Annotated in this window: 14 protein-coding genes; 5 read left to right on the plus strand and 9 right to left on the minus strand. The window is 68.3% G+C overall.

What is annotated here, in order from left to right; all coding sequences use genetic code 11:
- The first annotated feature begins 50 nt into the window (after positions 1–50).
- On the plus strand, positions 51–716 hold the full coding sequence (locus OKA11_RS07170; protein WP_267219523.1) for a PilZ domain-containing protein: 666 nt from the start codon (positions 51–53) through the stop codon (positions 714–716).
- Positions 717–723: 7 nt separating this feature from the next.
- Here the strand turns inward: OKA11_RS07170 and msrB are convergent, their stop codons facing one another.
- The 3 genes from msrB to OKA11_RS07185 are packed head-to-tail and all read right to left on the minus strand — an operon-like array spanning position 724 to position 3513.
- Entirely contained in the window at positions 724–1212 is a 489-nt protein-coding gene (gene msrB / locus OKA11_RS07175; protein ID WP_267219524.1) for a peptide-methionine (R)-S-oxide reductase MsrB, read from the minus strand.
- 43 nt (positions 1213–1255) lie between these two features.
- Positions 1256–2509, minus strand: coding sequence for an ABC transporter permease (locus OKA11_RS07180; protein ID WP_267219525.1), 1254 nt, complete (start codon positions 2507–2509; stop codon positions 1256–1258).
- The gene (locus tag OKA11_RS07185) at positions 2506–3513 is read right to left on the minus strand and encodes an ABC transporter ATP-binding protein (RefSeq protein ID WP_267219526.1); all 1008 of its coding nucleotides are present in this window, start codon (positions 3511–3513) and stop codon (positions 2506–2508) included. Before OKA11_RS07185 ends, OKA11_RS07180 begins: the two co-directional genes overlap by 4 nt.
- A gap of 44 nt (positions 3514–3557) precedes the next feature.
- On the opposite strand from OKA11_RS07185, the gene queG reads away from it, so the two are divergent.
- Positions 3558–4652 carry a tRNA epoxyqueuosine(34) reductase QueG gene (queG, locus tag OKA11_RS07190; protein WP_267219527.1) on the plus strand — a complete coding sequence of 365 codons (1095 nt, stop codon included), beginning with the start codon at positions 3558–3560 and terminating at the stop codon, positions 4650–4652.
- Positions 4653–4851: 199 nt separating this feature from the next.
- Here queG and OKA11_RS07195 read toward each other — a convergent pair whose 3' ends face one another.
- From OKA11_RS07195 to OKA11_RS07205, 3 genes are read right to left on the minus strand one after another with little or no spacing between them, the layout of a single operon-like run.
- Positions 4852–5844, minus strand: coding sequence for an LLM class flavin-dependent oxidoreductase (locus tag OKA11_RS07195; RefSeq protein ID WP_267219726.1), 993 nt, complete (start codon positions 5842–5844; stop codon positions 4852–4854).
- Complete coding sequence (locus OKA11_RS07200; protein WP_267219528.1) at positions 5844–6731, minus strand: tetratricopeptide repeat protein; 888 nt, start codon at positions 6729–6731, stop codon at positions 5844–5846. The genes OKA11_RS07195 and OKA11_RS07200 overlap by 1 nt, the downstream gene beginning before the upstream one ends.
- 18 nt (positions 6732–6749) lie before the next feature.
- Positions 6750–7502, minus strand: a complete 753-nt coding sequence (locus tag OKA11_RS07205; protein ID WP_267219529.1) for an alpha/beta fold hydrolase — start codon at positions 7500–7502, stop codon at positions 6750–6752.
- 370 nt (positions 7503–7872) lie between these two features.
- Here OKA11_RS07205 and OKA11_RS07210 point away from each other — a divergent pair, with 370 nt between their 5' ends.
- Positions 7873–9207 (plus strand): glycosyl transferase, encoded by a 1335-nt coding sequence (locus OKA11_RS07210; protein ID WP_267219530.1) that lies wholly within the window; start codon positions 7873–7875, stop codon positions 9205–9207.
- A gap of 114 nt (positions 9208–9321) precedes the next feature.
- Here the strand turns inward: OKA11_RS07210 and OKA11_RS07215 are convergent, their stop codons facing one another.
- Genes OKA11_RS07215 through OKA11_RS07225 form a run of 3 tightly spaced genes read right to left on the minus strand, consistent with a single transcriptional unit; the run spans position 9322 to position 10127 of the window.
- Positions 9322–9459: a hypothetical protein gene (locus tag OKA11_RS07215; protein WP_267219531.1), complete on the minus strand. Its 138-nt coding sequence runs from the start codon at positions 9457–9459 to the stop codon at positions 9322–9324.
- A 57-nt stretch (positions 9460–9516) separates the two neighbouring features.
- Complete coding sequence (locus tag OKA11_RS07220) at positions 9517–9708, minus strand: helix-turn-helix transcriptional regulator (protein ID WP_267219532.1); 192 nt, start codon at positions 9706–9708, stop codon at positions 9517–9519.
- On the minus strand, positions 9705–10127 hold the full coding sequence (locus OKA11_RS07225) for a hypothetical protein (protein WP_267219534.1): 423 nt from the start codon (positions 10125–10127) through the stop codon (positions 9705–9707). Before OKA11_RS07225 ends, OKA11_RS07220 begins: the two co-directional genes overlap by 4 nt.
- 373 nt (positions 10128–10500) lie before the next feature.
- Between OKA11_RS07225 and thrS the strand changes: the two genes are divergently transcribed.
- Both thrS and OKA11_RS07235 read left to right on the plus strand, forming a co-directional pair.
- Positions 10501–12513 (plus strand): threonine--tRNA ligase, encoded by a 2013-nt coding sequence (thrS, locus tag OKA11_RS07230; protein ID WP_267219535.1) that lies wholly within the window; start codon positions 10501–10503, stop codon positions 12511–12513.
- The gene (locus OKA11_RS07235) at positions 12510–13184 is read left to right on the plus strand and encodes a spermidine synthase (RefSeq protein ID WP_267219536.1); all 675 of its coding nucleotides are present in this window, start codon (positions 12510–12512) and stop codon (positions 13182–13184) included. Before thrS ends, OKA11_RS07235 begins: the two co-directional genes overlap by 4 nt.
- Positions 13185–13194 lie beyond the last annotated feature (10 nt).

A 13194-nucleotide genomic window follows, 5' to 3' on the forward strand; every position in this document is an offset into this window, starting at 1 on the left:
TGCGCCCCAGCCGGATCTCCGGCCCGGGCAGAAAAAGGGTGCCTCGCGACATGATTTCCGCAGATCGCCAGCCGGATGATGGCCCGCCCCCGGCAGATAGCCCGGGTTCCGGCGATTTCGCCCCGGAGCAGCGCGTCCAGCCGCGGTTTGCACTGCTGCTGCGGCAAGCCAAGCTGCTGGCCGACGGCTGCGAATACCTGTGCATCGTGCGCGACGTCTCGGAAAGCGGGGTCAAGCTGAGGCTGTTCCATCCGCTGCCGCCGCTGCGGCCCGGCAGCAGCGGCTTTGCGCTGGAAATCACCACCGGGGAGAGCTTCCCGATCGAATCCGTCTGGGAACAGGAAGGCGAGGCGGGCTTCCGCTTCACCGCCCCGGTCGACCTCCTGCGCTTCATCGCCGAGGCCGGTCCTTTCCCCAAGCGCCCGGTGCGCCTCAAGGTCGAGCATCCCGCGCTGATCGCCTTTGGCGGCCAGGAACACTTCGCGATGATTCAGGACCTGTCCCGGCAAGGCGCCGGGATCGAAACCGAACAGCTGCTCGCCATCGGCCAGAAGCTGCGCTTCAGCGCCCGCGAACTGCCGCATTTCGACGCCACCGTGTGCTGGCGCCAGCATCCTGCCTATGGACTGGTCTTCGACCAGTTGCTGAGCCTCGAACAGCTCGCCTTGCGCACTTATCGCATCCAGCATCCGCTCGCCCCGCTGGCGGGCGAGTGACCCGCGCTCACCCGGCCCGGAACGTCATCGCCGCGCCGTTCATGCAGTAGCGCCTGCCGGTCGGCGGCGGGCCGTCGTCGAAGACATGGCCAAGGTGCCCGCCGCAGCGCGCGCAGTGGACTTCGGTGCGCGGCACGCCGATCGCGTAGTCCGTCGCGGTCTCGATCCCGCCGGGCAGCGGCTTCCAGAAACTGGGCCAGCCGGTATGGCTGCCGTACTTGGTGGCCGAGGAAAACAGCGGATTGACGTCCGCCGCGCAGAGGAACGTGCCCTTGCGGTGCTCGGCATTGAGCGGCGAGGAGAACGCGCGTTCGGTCCCCTGCTCGCGCAGCACGTGGAACTGCGCCGGAGTCAGCCGCCGCCGCCATTCGGCGGTGCTGAAGCGCACCGGATAGTCCTTTGCCTCCGCCGCGCTGCCGCAGGCCGAAAGCACCGGCAGCGCCGCCCCCGCTCCCAGCCAGCCGAGCATCTGACGGCGAGTAGACCGCAGCATCATCGCGCCCATCTCCCGAAACATCCACCAAACGGTGTGGATGCTATCAGTTCGCTTCGGCCAGCTGTCCGGTTACACGCCTGCGCCCCCAGCGCCGCTTGCGCCGGCGCGCCGGGCCCGACTTCATCACCCGCGTGCGGAACAGCCGCGCGCCGATGCGCACCAGGATCAGCACCCAGAGCGCCTGCCAGCCGATCGCCAGCACATGCGGCATCAGCGCCGGGTCCTGCGCGGCGCGCGCCAGCATCGCGAAGGGCGAGCTGAACGGGAACAGCATCGCCGCCCGTTCCATCAGGCCGCCGGGCTGGGTCATCGCGAAGCTGGCGAAGAAGAACACCATCAGCTGCAGCATCGTCACCGGCATCGACAGCGTCTGCACCTCGCGCACCGTCGAGGCCATCGAGCCGATCGAGAGGAACACCGATCCCAGCAGGAGATAGGCCATGGCGAAATAGACCACGCCCAGCGCCACCAGCAGCGGCCAGCCGACCGCCGGTTCCGGCAAGGCCTGGAACAGCGGCCCATGCGCCAGATAGAGCAGTCCCGCCGCCCCGGTCCAGGTGGCGATGCCGACCAGCGAGACTCCCAGCATGGCAAAGAGCTTGCCGAAGAACACCGAATCCATCGGGATCGCGGCGGCCAGCACTTCGATGATCTTGTTGCCCTTTTCCTCGACGAGGTTGGACAGCACCATGCCCGCCAGCATCATCGTCAGCAGGAACAGCATCGTCTGCGCGCTCTGCGCGGTGGTCAGCCGTCCGCGCCGCTCGCTGGCGGCGCTGGTGGCGGCGGCCTTGAGGGCGACTTCGGGATAGGCCTCCGGCTTGCCCGAGCGCGCCTCTGCCGCCAGCATCGAGACCGACCCGCGCCAGTCGCGGATCAGGCCTTCCGGCCCGGTCAGCACCGGCATCGCCAGGTTGCCCGAGAGCACGGCGGCGACATTGCCCTTCCTGGCCGCCAGTTCGCGCGCGGTATCGACCGTTTCGTTATGGCCGAGCCGCCGCAGCACCACCAGCCCCGGCAAGGCATCGCCCGCCACCGGCGCCAGCCGCGCGCGCGCCGCGAGGAGCGCATCGATGTCCGCCCCGCGCATGACGACCCCGAGCTGCGGCTGCTCCGCGCTCGCCTGCACCCGCGCGCCGACACTGCCCGCCAGGGCGCCGACGATCACCGGGAACAGCGGCCCCAGCAGGAAAAAGAAGAAGCTGCGGCTGAACAGGATCGCCGTGAAATCACGCCGCGCCACCACCCAGGCCGCCGCCAGCACCGAAAGTCGGCCGGTACGGATCTGCTCGCTCATCGGCCCTGCTCCTGCTCCGGGGTTTCCTCCAGCGCCCGCGCCGCCGCCGCACCGGCGATGGCGACAAAGGCATCGTGCAGCCCGGCCCGCTCGATCGAGAGCGAGAGGATGCCCGCATCGCCCTCGATCAGCGCGCGCAGCAGCGGCTCGACCCCGGTCTCGGGCAGCGAGAAGGTCCAGAACGCGCCTTCGCTGCGGGCATCGGCAGGCAGCGCGGCCCGCCATGCCCCCTCGCGCGCACGGGTTTCCAGCCGCACCTGCGGGCGAATCCGGTCGCGGGCGACATCGACCGGCCCCGCGAAGGGCACCCTGCCGCCGGCGATGATCGCCACATCGTCGCACAGGCGCTCGGCATGGGCGATGACGTGGGTGGAGAAGATCACCGTTGTCCCGTCTTCGGCAAGGCCGCGCATCATCCGCTCCAGCTTGCCCTGGTTGAGCGCGTCGAGCCCGGAAAACGGCTCATCGAAGATCACCAGCTTCGGACGGTGCACGAGCGTGCCCAGGATCTGCACCTGCTGCGCCATGCCCTTGGAAAGCTGCCGGATCTGCCGCTCCGCCGCATAGCCGAGGCCGTGGCGTTCGAGCAGTTCGTGCGCGCGGCGGCGCCCTTCCTTCAGCGGCAATCCGCGCAGCGCGCCCAGAAAGGCGATCGCCTCGGTGGCCTTCATCGCCGGGTAGAGCCCGCGCTCCTCGGGCAGATAGCCGATGGCATGGGCCACGTCATGCGGTCGCTCCGCCCCCAGGATGCGCCGCGAGCCCGCGTCCGGGTCGATGATGCCGAGGAGCATGCGCAGCGTCGTCGTCTTGCCCGCGCCGTTGGGCCCGAGTATTCCGTAGACCGCGCCAACCGGCACCCGCAGGTCGACGCCGTCGACGGCCGTGAACCCGTCGAAGCGCTTGACCAGCCCGCTCGCCTCGATCGCAAGGGGGCGCGGATCGACGTGCGCCGGATCGGCTCCCGCATTGCTGGCCACCGGCCAATCTCCTAGTGCGATGTTCATCAAGGCCGTCTACCCCCATCCCGTGAACCGGAGCATCCGCAAGCTTGGTTAACAACCCTCTAAGTGAACTGACAAAGAATCTGGAAGCGCAGGCCCGCGCATTGGGCTTCTGCGCCTTCGGAATCGCGTCCGCCGAAGAGGATCCCGACCGCGCCGCCCGGCTCGATTCGTGGCTGGAGGCGGGCATGTACGGGTCGATGGAATGGATGGCCGATCGCGCCCACCATCGCCGCTCGCCGCAGGGGCTCTGGCCCGAGGCCCGCCGCGTCATTGCGCTGGGCATGAGCTATGCCCCGGCGTGCGACCCGCTGCAGCTTGCCGAAGTGCCCGATGTGGGCCGCATCTCGGTCTATTCGCAGGGCGCCGACTATCACGACGTGGTGAAGAAGGCGCTCAAGCACCTCGCCCGCTGGCTGGTCGAGGAAGCGCGCAGGCACGGTCTGGGCGAGGCCGGGGTCAAGGTCTTCACCGATACCGCCCCGGTCATGGAAAAGCCCCTCGCCGCCGCCGCCGGGCTCGGCTGGCAGGGCAAGCACACCAATGTGGTCAGCCGCGAGCATGGCTCCTGGCTGTTCCTCGGCGAAATCTACACGACGCTGGAACTGCCGCTCTCCACACCGGCGCGCGACCGCTGCGGATCGTGCCGCGCCTGCCAGGATGCCTGCCCCACCGCCGCCTTCCCGGCGCCCTACCGCCTCGATGCGCGGCGCTGCGTCAGCTACCTCACCATCGAGCACAAGGGGCCGGTGCCGGAGGAATTCCGCGAGGCGCTGGGCAATCGCATCTACGGCTGCGACGACTGCCTTGCGGTCTGCCCGTGGAACAAGTTTGCCGAGACCGCGCACACCATCAAGGCCTTCCTCCCCCGCGCCGAACTGACCGCGCCGCAGCTCGGCGATCTGCTCACGCTGGACGACGCGGGCTTCCGCAAGCTGTTCTCCGGCTCGCCGATCAAGCGGATCGGGCGGAACCGCTTCGTGCGGAACTGTCTCTATGCCGCGGGGAACAGCGGGCGGGCGGAGCTGCTGCCGCTGGTTGAGGCGCTGTGTTCGGATGAGGATGAAGGGGTGGCGGATGCAGCCTTGTGGGCTTTGGAGAGGTTGAAGGAAGACAAGGGAAGTCCTGGGGCCCTTCGATAAACTCAGGAGATCCCCCAGACCCGCATAATGTCTTCGTTGCGCCCAGCCTATCCATAGTGCGCTCCATGCGGCGCAGCCAACAAGTCTCCCGACGCCGCCATGGGTGCGCAACGCAACTGGTCCGCGCGACCTAGACGGTAATGGGGGTGCAGGGGGGCTATGCTCCCCTGCTTAATCCTTCTTCTTCAGGCCTTCTTCTTCAGGCCTTGATGCCTTCCATGGCCCCCATCGCCAGTTCCAGCGAGCGCACTTGCGCATCGGGATCGAACATCGCGCCGGAGACGATCAGCTCGTCCGCCTGCGTGCGCGCCTGGAAGGCGAGGATTTCGTCGCGCACTTTGGCCGGGGTGCCAATCGCGCTGACCGAGCGGACTTGTGCCAGCATCGCGCGGGCCGAGCCGGGCAGGCTTTCGCGGTAGTCGCGGATCGGCGGCGGCATCTTGCCGGGGGTGCCGGTGCGCAGCGCGACGAAGCTCTGGTCGGTGGAGGAGGCGAGGTAGTGGGCTTCCTCGTCGCTGTCGGCGGCGTAGACGTTGATGGCGACCATGAAGTGCGGCTTGTCGAGCACTTTGCCGGGCTGGAAGCGTTCGCGGTAGATGCGGGCGGCTTCGTCGAGCATGGCGGGAGCGAAGTGCGAGGCGAAGGCGTAGGGCAGGCCCAGCATCGCGGCGAGCTGCGCGCCGAAGGTGCTGGAGCCCAGGATCCACATCTCGACATCGGCGCCGACCGCCTGCGGCGAGGAGACCCCGCCCACCGCCTGTCCGGCAAAGCGGGCCTGCAGTTCCGCCACGTCCTGCGGGAAGTGCTGCGAGGCGCCGACGATGTCCTTGCGCAGCGCATTGGCGAGGCGGCCATCGGCCCCTGCGGCGCGGCCCAGGCCAAGGTCGACGCGGCCGGGGAACAGCGCTGCCAGCGTGCCGAACTGCTCGGCGATCACGTAAGGGGTGTGGTTGGGCAGCATGATGCCGCCCGCGCCGATGCGGATGCTCTCGGTCGCCGCGCCGATGTGGGCGAGCACGACCGATGTGGCACCGCCCGCGATCCCGTCCATGCCGTGGTGTTCGGCCACCCAGAAGCGTTTGTAGCCGGCCTTTTCGGCGACTTGCGCGGTGCGGGCGGAGATCGCCAGCGCCTGCGAGACAGTACCGCCTTCGCGGACGGGAACGAGATCGAGAACGGAGAGTGGGAGCATCATCGGGCCTTTGCGGGGGGCGCCTTGGCGTCGGAACCGAGTTGGGTGAGGTAGCCCTTGGCGGTAGCCGCCTGCGGGCTGTCCGGGCTGGTGGCGACGACCGAGGCCCAGCTGCGCCGCGCCGCGTCGTTGCGGCCCGCGAGCACCGCGATGACACCGGCTTCGAGGCCCACTTCGGGATCCTGCGGGGCCAGCGTCGCGGCCTGCTCGATCTGGGTCTGCGCCTCGATCAGCTTGTTCTGGCGGCGCGAGAGCGTGGCGGAGAGCAGCCAGGCCTGGGCGTTGGCGGGATCGGCGGCACGGGCTTCGGCCAGCGCGTTGCCCGCCTCGTCCGGCTGGCTGAGCGCCACCAGCGCGCGGGCGCGATCCAGCGCGATCGAGGCCAGCAGTTCCTTGTCCTCGGTCTGGCGGGCATCGGCCGCGGCAGGGGCGAGCAGCGAGAGCGCATCGCCCGGCTTGCCGTCGGCCAGCGCCGCGCTGCCCGCCATCGCGCCGAGGCGCGCGCGGCTGGGATGGTCTTCGAGATCGGCGGCGTCGCGCGCCTGGACAAAGGCGGTGCGCGCCTCGCCCCAGCGGTCAAGCTGGGAGAGCGCGGCGCCCAGGCAGAGCCCGGCGCGCACGCGGGCGCGGCCCTGCGCCTCGGCCATGGCCTTGCGGGCGATCTCGGCGGAACCGGCGGGATCGGATTCGACCGCCAGCATGCAGCCGGTGTTCGATTCGGGGATGGCGGGCCCTGCGGCCTGCGCCGCCTGCTCGGCACGGCGCTTGCGCTCCTCCTCCATCTTCTTCTCGACGATCTCCTTGGGGAGCTGCGAGGCGTAAGGGCTGGCGATGCCCGCCGCATCGACATTGGCTTGCATCAGGAGGAGGGGAAGCAGCAGGGGCATGGGGGGATGGTCTCCGGGTCAGGCCGCCGGGGTGCGGGCGAGGACCAGCTCGGCCACGCTGCGCAGGAGCAGGTGGATGTCGGCATCGCGCGAGAGGCGGTGGTCGCCGTCCTTGATGAGAGTCACCTGCACCTCGGATGAACGCAGCTTTTCCGCCAGCCGCACCGCGATTTCCCACGGCACGTCATCGTCGCGCTGGCCGTGCAGCAGGCGCACCGGGCCGTCGAAGGGAATGCCCTTGTCCAGCATGAGGTTGGCCTGCCCGTCGGCCCAGAAACCGGGGTGGGTGGGGGTGGGTTCGGGGCCGTAGGGATTGTCTTCCCAGATCGTCTCGCCATCGGCGAGCACGTTCTTGTCCATCTGGGCGATGCCCCATTCGGTGAAGTCCGGCGCGGCGGCCACGCCGACCATGCCCTTCACGCGGTCGCCCAGCTTCTCGGCGACCATCAGCATCAGCCAGCCGCCCATCGACGAGCCGACCAGCAGCACGTCGCGCAAGTTCGCCGCCTCGATCAGCGCGATCACCTCGTCCCGCCAGCGGCTGAGGGTGCCGTCCTCGAAAGCGCCGGGGCTCTGGCCGCAGCCCGAATAGTCGAGCAGCATGCAGGCGCGCCCGCTGGCCACCGCCATGTCGAACAGGGCAGCAGCCTTGCTGCCGGTCATGTCGGACATGTAGCCGGGCAGGAACACGATCGTCGGGCCGAGGCCGGGCGTGAAACGATGGGCGATCTGACGCCCGTCGGGCATCTCGTGGAAACGAAGTTCGGTCATGCGCGCGATAGTTGGGGGCATGGGCCGGCGGGGGCAAGGGGCAGGACGGGAAAGAACGGCGGATGCGCGTGGCTGCTTTCACAGGGCGACCTGGCTGCACTGGAGCGGGAGCCGTGGTTGGCAGGGTACTGACCCATTCGAATTAACCTCTCCTCTCCTCTCCTCTCCTCTCCTCTCCTCTCCGCCCCGCTCAGGCTGAGCTTGTCGAAGCCCCCGAGACGTAGCGCAAGACGTCCCGTCCTTCGACAAGCTCAGGATGAGCGGAGTGGGCGGGGCAAGGTCCACCTCCGGCCTGTTCCAGTGGTTGCCCCCGACGCGCCGAACCGCGTAAGGCGATGTTAAAGCACCTCCCTCAGGATGCCGCAGCATCATGTCCGCGCAGATTCTCGATTTTCCCACACGTCCCGGCCGGCTGGCCCTGCGGCTCGAATGGTTCGCCACCGAGCGGTCGGTGCTGCTGGCGATCTGGGCGCTCTATTTCGCGCTGCGGGTGGCGGTGCTGTTCATCGACCTGGTGCCGACTTCGGATGCCGAGTGGTATTTTTCCCGTGCGGCAAGCCTTGCCGCCGGGCGCGGGTATCTCGACAATGGCGGGGCGCCGACCGCGTTCTGGCCGGTCGGCTGGCCGGCGGTGCTGGGTTTGGCGTTCAGCCGGTTCGGTGCCTCGGCGGTGACGCTGGGCGTGTTCAACCTCGTCTCCTCGCTGCTGATCGGCGGGCTGACGCTGGCGCTGGGGCGCCGCCTGTTCGCCAGCGAGGCGGCGGCGCGGCTGGCGCTGCTGCTGCTCGCGGTCTATCCCAATGCCATCGGCTACGTGCCGCTGGCGCTGACCGAGGTGTTCTACACGCTGCTGCTGATGGCGGGGTGCTGGGCGGTGATCGTGCGGGAGAACCGCTGGCAGCTGGTCGGCGCCGGGCTGGTGTTCGGCCTCGCCACGCTGGTCAAGGCGCAGACGCTGGTGGTGGTGCCGCTGCTTTTCGCGATCGACTGGCTGCGGATGAAGCCGATGGGCAAGCGCCTGCCCGGCCTCGTGCTCGACGCTCTGGTGGTGCTGGCCGCCGCCGCCGTGGTGATCGCGCCCTGGACGGTGCGCAACCGGGTGGAGCTGGGGCACTGGGTCATGGTCTCGACCAATGGCGGCTACACCCTGCTGACCGGCAACCACGACCGCGCCAATGGCGACTATTCCCCCGATGCGCCGGTGGTGGACCGCCTCATGGCGCGCGGCGATCTCGACGAGGTTGCCCGCGACGGCGAGGCACGGCGGCTGGGCATGGCCTGGATCAGGCAGAACCCCGAAAAGTTCCTCGCGCTGGCCCCACGCAAGCTGGCGCGGCTCTGGCTGCCCGATGGCGAGGCGGAATGGGCCTATCAGGGCGGCGCGCCGGGGTATGCCGGGGCCGAGGGGGTCTACCGCGCGGTGCGCTGGATCAACCAGGGCTATTACGGGTTGCTGATGCTGGGCTTTGCGCTGGCCCTCGTGGTGATGACCCTGCGCCGCCGTCATGACCGCATGCGCTGGGCGGGCTGGTGGCTGCTGCCCTATGGGCTGGCGCTCTATCCGACCGCGATCTGCCTGGTGTTCTCGGGCCAGTCGCGCTTCCACTATCCGGTCATGCCGTTCGTGTGCATGGCGGCGGCATGGGTGGTGGTGGCAGCGCTGGAACGGCTGGCCTGGCGCAGGCGCCGCGTGACGCTTCACTGAGCGCGTGATGGGAACTTCGCAAACGGCGAATCATGCGGCACCAGGCCAAGCCTGACCCACGCCGCAGGCGGCTTGAACAAATTCCACGCCGCAGGCGGCTTGGACAAATGCCGCCTAGAGCAGAACGGGTCCGATCACGCGAACGATGATGGTGGTGCCGGTGGGCGCGCCGCGCTCCGCCTTCTCATGACGGGCGGACAGGCTTTCGTGCAGCGCACCGAGGCCAAGCCCGAGCGCCGCCACGATCGCCATCCACGCGCCAATCCTGCGCCCGCGTCCAGACAGGCCCGCCCGCCCGTTCATCGTCCATCACCCCTTCTGGAATATGTCCTCGATCCTCATACCAAAGATCTCGGCAATGCGAAATGCCAGAGGCAAGGAGGGATCGTAACGCCCCGTCTCGATGGCATTGACGCTCTGGCGGCTGACCTCCAGCCGCTCGGCGAGATCCTGCTGGCTCCAGCCGCGCCGGGCGCGCAGGTCCTTGAGGTGGTTCTTCATGCCGGGCAGTGGGCGCCCATGGTCAGGCGATTGAACAGCATCCCGACAAACAGCCCCAGCGCCCAGAGCGGGAAGACGAAGAACAGCGCCAGCTTGGGCACCGTGGGGGCAAACAGTTCGAGCAGCCCCCAGACACTGCAGACGGCCAGGGTGAACGCGGTCGCCACCAGGAACTTGCGAATTTCCAGCATCCGCAGGTACTCGTCCTCAAGCTCGACCAGCAAGCGCCCCATCGCCCAGACCCAGCCGACAACCGCCAGCCCCGGCAGCAGGGCCAGGCCGATCGTGCGGGCATCGGCCGGCGCATGATCGGGAATCAGCCGCACCGCAAGCGCAATCGCCCCGACATAGAGCAGGCTCAGCGGCAGCATCCGGCGAAGATAGCGGCGATAGGCGGGGTTCATGCGAAAGGTCGTCATGTCGAAAACCACTCCGGTCCGCGCCGGAGCAGTCCGGCGGTCATGTAAAGCAAACTTGTCATCCAGCCGCGCCGAAGTCAAGTACCCTTTACATTCACAATGACGGGATGACATCCCGGCCCGCAATCGCTACATTCACGGCGATGACCAAGCTGTGCACCACCACTGGCACGACCACTACCACCACCCGGCGCTCCCGGGGACGGTGGGTCGCGGCCTGAGCAGGCAGCCACCGTCGCCCGGGGTTCGGGCGAGCGGCGTCTCTTTCCCGAATCGAGCGAATTTCTAAGGCGCAAAAGCTTCACCCGCGCGCGCGCCTGTGCCATTGGGCCACAAAATCGGCGCGCAGCCGGAAACCGGAAAGACGAGTTCGATGTCCGAGATGTTCAAGATCAGCCTGCCCGACGGTTCGGTTCGCGAAATGCCCGAAGGCTCCACCCCTGCCGATGTCGCCGCCGCCATCGGCCCCGGCCTTGCCAAGGCCGCGCTTGCCGCGAAGATCGACGGCGAACTGGTGGACCTCAGCCGCCCCTTCACCGGCGATGCCAGCCTCGCGCTCGTCACCAGCCGCGATGAGGACGAGGCGCTCGACCTTGCCCGTCACGACTTTGCCCACGTCATGGCCGAAGCGGTGCAGGCGCTGTTCCCCGGCACCCAGATCACCTTCGGCCCTTCGACGGCGGACGGTTTCTACTACGACTTCGCGCCCAATCCCGAGCGCGGGCCCTTCACCGACGAGGACCTGCCGGCGATCGAGGCGGAGATGCGCAAGATCATCGCCGCCGACAAGCCGCTGCGCCGCGAGGTCTGGGACCGCGAGACGCTGATCAGCCGCTGGAAGCAGCAGGGCGAAAACTTCAAGGCCGAATGGGCCGCCGAACTGCCGGGCGACGAGCCGCTGAGCGTCTACTGGTCGGGCGAGGACTGGCTGGACATGTGCCGCGGCCCGCACCTGCCGTCCACCGGCAAGCTGGACCCGGCCGCCTTCAAGCTGACCCGCGTCTCGGGCGCCTACTGGCGCGGCGACCAGAACAACGCGATGCTCAGCCGCATCTACGGCACCGGCTGGCTCAACAAGAAGCAGCTCGCGGCGCACCTGACGCGCCTCGAGGAAGCCGCCAAGCGCGACCACCGCAAGCTCGGCAACGAGATGGACCTGTTCCACCTCCAGGCCGAAGCGCACGGTTCGGTGTTCTGGCACCCCAAGGGCTACGTGATCTATCGCGCGCTCGAGGACTACATGCGCCGCGCCGTCAGCCAGGCCGACTGCAAGGAAGTGAAGACGCCGCAGGTCATGGACGCGCGGCAGTGGGAAGCCTCGGGCCACTGGGGCAAGTACCGCGAGAACATGTTCGTCATCCCTGACGAAGTGCCCAACACCGAGGATGACGGCCCGATCATCTCCAACGACGCGCAGTGGATGGCCTTGAAGCCGATGAACTGCCCGGCGCACGTGCTGATCTTCAAGCAGGGCATCAAGTCCTACCGCGACCTGCCGCTGCGCATCGTCGAGAACGGCTGCTGCCACCGCAACGAGCCGCACGGCGCGCTGCACGGGCTGATGCGCGTGCGCCAGTTCACGCAGGACGACGGCCACATCTTCTGCCGCGAAGACCAGATCGTCAGCGAAGTGCAGGCCTTCTGCGAGATGGCGGACCGCGTCTACAAGGACTTCGGCTTCACTTATGCGATCAAGCTGGCACTGCGCCCGGACAACCGCATCGGCACCGAGGAGCAGTGGGACAAGGCCGAGGCCGAACTGCGCGACGCCGTCGTGCGCGCCGGCCTTGCCACCGAGGAATACGGCTGGGAAGAACTGCCCGGCGAAGGCGCGTTCTATGCGCCCAAGCTGGAATGGCACCTGACCGACGCGATCGGCCGCACCTGGCAGGTCGGCACGATCCAGTCCGACCGCATGCTGCCCGAACGCCTCGACGCCCACTACATCGGCGAGGACGGCGAGAAGCACCGCCCGGTCATGCTGCACCGCGCGATCTTCGGGTCCTATGAGCGTTTCATCGGCATCCTGATCGAGCACTTCGCCGGCAAGCTGCCGGTCTGGCTCGCCCCGGTCCAGGCGGTCGTCACCACCATCGTCTCCGATGCCGACAGCTATGCGCAGGACGTCTCGCAGAAGCTGAAGGCCGCGGGCGTGCGGGTCGAGACCGACCTCAGGAACGAGAAGATCAACTACAAGGTGCGCGACCACTCGCTGAAGAAGGTTCCGCATCTGGTGGTGGTCGGCAAGCGCGAGGCCGAGGAAGGCACCGTCGCCATCCGCACGCTGGGCGCCGAGCACCAGAAGGTCATGACGCTGGACGAGGCCATCGCCATGCTCAGGACCGAATCCACCGCGCCGGACCTGCTTGGAGGTCTTCCGGCATGATCCGCCGCGAGCTGATCGACACCGCGTGGATTCCCGATGGGGAGAAGCTGGAGCTCTACAAGCACGATTCCGACTACATGATCGTGCTGGGGCACAACGAGCTGATGTCCACGCGCAAGTGGGGCAGCGAGGAAGCCCTCGCCACGATGGCCTACGAGCGCATCAAGGGCATCACCAAGCGCCCCCACTTCCTGATCGGCGGCTACGGCATGGGCTTCACGCTGCGCGCCGCGCTGCGCACGCTGCCCGAGGATTCGAAGATCACCGTGGTCGAACTGGTGCCCGAGATCATCGAATGGGCGCGCGGGCCGATGGCGGACCTCGCTGCGGGCTGCCTCGACAATCCGCGCGTCAATCTGGTGATGGGCGATGTGGCGCACGTGATCGACGGATCGCGTGCCGCCTACGACGCGATCCTGCTCGACGTCGACAATGGTCCTGACGGGTTGGTGCGCGAGGACAACAACGTCATCTATTCCAAGGCCGGCCTGCGCGCGGCGCGCAATGCGCTGACGCCCGACGGCGTGCTGGCGGTGTGGTCGGCGGGCGCCGATCCGGCCTTCACCCGCCGTCTGGAACGCGCAGGGTTCAAGGTGGACGAAGTGAAGGTGCCCTCGCGCAGCAACGGCAAGGGGCCCAAGCACGTGATCTGGTTCGCCACGCCGGAGTAAGCCGGGCACT

The sequence above is a fragment of the Novosphingobium clariflavum genome (genome assembly GCF_026420865.1).
Classification (GTDB): Bacteria; Pseudomonadota; Alphaproteobacteria; order Sphingomonadales; family Sphingomonadaceae; genus Novosphingobium; species Novosphingobium clariflavum.